Below are 3,035 nucleotides of genomic sequence, written 5' to 3' on the forward strand. Positions count from 1 at the left end.
CTACACGACCGAGGCCGAAGACGCGGGCCAGCGACGAACCGATCAGGCCGATGCCGACCAGCGCTATTCTTCCGAACATCGTTGCTGTCATGGTGCTTCAGCTTTTCAGAAATGTCTTGAGCGCCTCGACGACGCCGCGATTGGCCTCCTCGATGCCGATGCTCATGCGCAGCGCGTTGGGAAAGCCGTAGCCGGTGACGCGCCGCAGGATGTAGCCGCGCGCGCTGAGATAGTCGTCCGCGGCCGCTGCCGAATGCTTTTTGTTGTCGGGGAAGTGGATCAGCACGAAATTGCCGACGCTGGGCGTCACGCGCAGCCCGAGCCCGGTCAGCTCCTCGCTGACCCAGGCAAGCCACTTCTCGTTATGCGCCACGCTGCGCTCGACATGGGCGCGGTCGCGGATGGCCGCGATGCCGGCCTCGATCGCGGTTGCATTGACGTTGAAGGGCCCGCGCACCCGGTTGATGGCATCGACGATATGCGCCGGTCCGTACATCCAGCCGATGCGTGCGCCGCCGAGGCCGAGCTTGGAGAAGGTGCGGGTCATGACCACGTTCTCCGAGCTCCCGGCCAGCTCGATGCCGGCTTCATAGTCGTTGCGCCGCACATATTCGGCATAGGCCGCGTCGAGCACTAGGAGCACGCTCTTGGGCAGTCCGGCATGCAGCCGGCGCACCTCCTGGAACGGCACATAAGTGCCGGTCGGATTGTTGGGGTTGGCGAGGAACACGATCCGCGTCGCCGGCGTCACCGCGGCGAGGATTGCGTCGATGTCGGCGCGCTCGTCCGTCTCCTTGACCGCCACCGGCTTGGCGCCGGCGGCTTGGATATAGATCTTGTAAACCATGAAGGCGTGTTCGGTGAACACGGCCTCGTCTCCCGGCGCGAGATAGGTCTGCGCCAGCAGCCCCAGGATCTCGTCGGAGCCATTGGAGCAGACGATGTTTGCCGGATTGAGGCCGTGCACATCGGCGATCGCCTCGCGCAGCCGGCGGGCGGAGCCGTCGGGATAAACGTCCAATTTGGCAGCCACCTCCCGGGCGGCCTCGATCGCCTTCCGCGAGGGCCCGAGCGGATTCTCATTGGACGACAGCTTGTAGACCTTCGTCACGCCGGCCGGCGCGGTACTTTTTCCCGGCACATAGGCCTCGATGTCCATGATGCCCGCGCGGGGCGTCGGACGTGGCTGATCCTGCTTCATGTCACAAATCCGTCGAGAGGCCCTGGTTCGAGGCCGCAGCGGAAATACAGGCGGTGGCCCCGAATGTCGAGGGGCCGGCGCGCTCGCGCGTAGGCAGACCGTTGACGAAGCGCGGCGCTGGCCCTAGAAGAACAGCCGGATCTCCCGTGGTGATTTGGCCGGTCGGCTTGCAGCCACGTTAAACAATTCGCTAAAGGGCCGTTTGCAACCTGTAACCGGCTTTGCGAAGGCAGGCCGGTTTTTTGTTGTCCGTTGCCGGCCGGACGCCGTATCGCGAGATCGATGCGACTGGATGGGGAATGCAATGGCCGCTCAGCGCGCTCCAAGGACCAACCACGAGGCCGACCAACCGTCGAGCCCGGTGTTGCAGTTCGGTCCCGACAAGCCGCTAAAACTCGATGCGGGCACCGTGCTGTCGCCGTTCCAGGTCGCTTACCAGACCTACGGCGCCCTCAACGACGCCCGCTCCAACGCCATCCTCGTCTGCCACGCGCTGACCGGCGACCAGCATGTCGCCAGCACCAACCCGGTGACCGGCAAGCCGGGCTGGTGGGAGGTGCTGATCGGCCCCGGCAGGATCATCGACACCCGCCGCTTTTTTGTCATTTGCGCCAACGTCATCGGCGGCTGCCTCGGCTCCACCGGCCCGGCCTCGACCGATCCGGCGACAGGCAGGCCCTATGGGCTCGACCTGCCGATCATCACCATCCGCGACATGGTGCGGGCGCAGCTGATGCTGGTCGATCATTTCGGCATCGAGAAGCTGTTCTGCGTGCTCGGCGGCTCGATGGGCGGCATGCAGGTGCTGCAATGGGCCGCAAGCTACCCGGAACGCGTCTTCTCCGCGTTGCCGATCGCCACCGGCGCCCGCCATTCCTCGCAGAACATCGCCTTCCACGAGGTCGGGCGGCAGGCTGTCATGGCCGATCCGGACTGGCACGGCGGCAAATATCTCGATTTCGGCAGGCGGCCGGAAAAGGGGCTCGCCGTGGCGCGCATGGCCGCGCACATCACTTACCTCTCGGAAGCAGCGCTGCACCGCAAGTTCGGCCGCAACCTGCAGGATCGCGAGGCGCTGACCTTCGGCTTCGACGCCGATTTCCAGATCGAAAGCTATCTGCGCCATCAGGGCATGACCTTCGTCGACCGTTTCGACGCCAACTCCTACCTCTATCTGACCCGCGCTATGGACTATTTCGACCTCGCCGCCGACCACGGCGGACGGCTGGCCGATGCCTTCGCGGGCACTAAGACACGCTTCTGTCTCGTGTCGTTCACAAGCGACTGGCTGTTTCCGACCGAGGAAAGCCGCTCGATCGTGCATGCATTGAACGCCGCCGGCGCGTCCGTCTCCTTCGTCGAGATCGAGACCGACCGCGGCCACGACGCTTTCCTGCTCGACGAACCGGAATTGTTCGCGGCCATCAACGGCTTCATAGCCTCGGCGGCGCGCGCAAGGGGGCTCAGCCTATGAGTGGCGCGCGATCTCTGTGTCCTGGGCGCATTTCTGAGGCGCCGAGATTCCGACTGGCTGGAAATGCTCAAAGGCCGGAGGTGTGCCCATGAGCGTCAATCGCGCCCAGCGTGTCGACCTCGAAGTCGTCACCGATCTCATCCCGCCGCATTCGCGCGTGCTCGATGTCGGCTCCGGCGACGGCGTGCTTCTGGAGGTTCTGCAGGCGACCAAGCGGGTCGATGGCCGCGGCCTGGAGCTGTCGCAGCGCGGCGTCAACGAATGCGTGGCGCGCGGCCTTTCCGTCGTCCAGGGCGATGCCGACAAGGACCTCGAATTCTACCCCGACAAAGGTTTTGATTTCGTCGTCCTGTCGCAAAC

General features: G+C 64.8%; 3 protein-coding genes and 1 riboswitch. Of the genes, 2 read left to right on the forward strand and 1 reads right to left on the reverse strand.

Going from position 1 to position 3,035, the window contains the following annotated elements; all coding sequences use genetic code 11:
- Window positions 1-97: 97 nt before the first annotated feature.
- Window positions 98-1,201, reverse strand: coding sequence for a histidinol-phosphate transaminase (gene hisC / locus EOA60_RS26295; protein ID WP_095823988.1), 1,104 nt, complete (start codon window positions 1,199-1,201; stop codon window positions 98-100).
- 136 nt (window positions 1,202-1,337) lie between these two features.
- Window positions 1,338-1,415, forward strand: a riboswitch (SAM riboswitch).
- Window positions 1,416-1,505: 90 nt separating this feature from the next.
- Here hisC and EOA60_RS26300 point away from each other — a divergent pair.
- The gene (locus EOA60_RS26300; RefSeq protein WP_095823989.1) at window positions 1,506-2,675 is read left to right on the forward strand and encodes a homoserine O-acetyltransferase; all 1,170 of its coding nucleotides are present in this window, start codon (window positions 1,506-1,508) and stop codon (window positions 2,673-2,675) included.
- Window positions 2,676-2,763: 88 nt separating this feature from the next.
- Window positions 2,764-3,035: methionine biosynthesis protein MetW (locus tag EOA60_RS26305; protein ID WP_128312130.1), on the forward strand; the 272-nt coding region annotated here is incomplete at its 3' end.

Origin of the sequence: Mesorhizobium sp. M1A.F.Ca.IN.020.06.1.1, from assembly GCF_004023265.1 — a bacterium.
Lineage (GTDB): Bacteria > Pseudomonadota > Alphaproteobacteria > Rhizobiales > Rhizobiaceae > Mesorhizobium.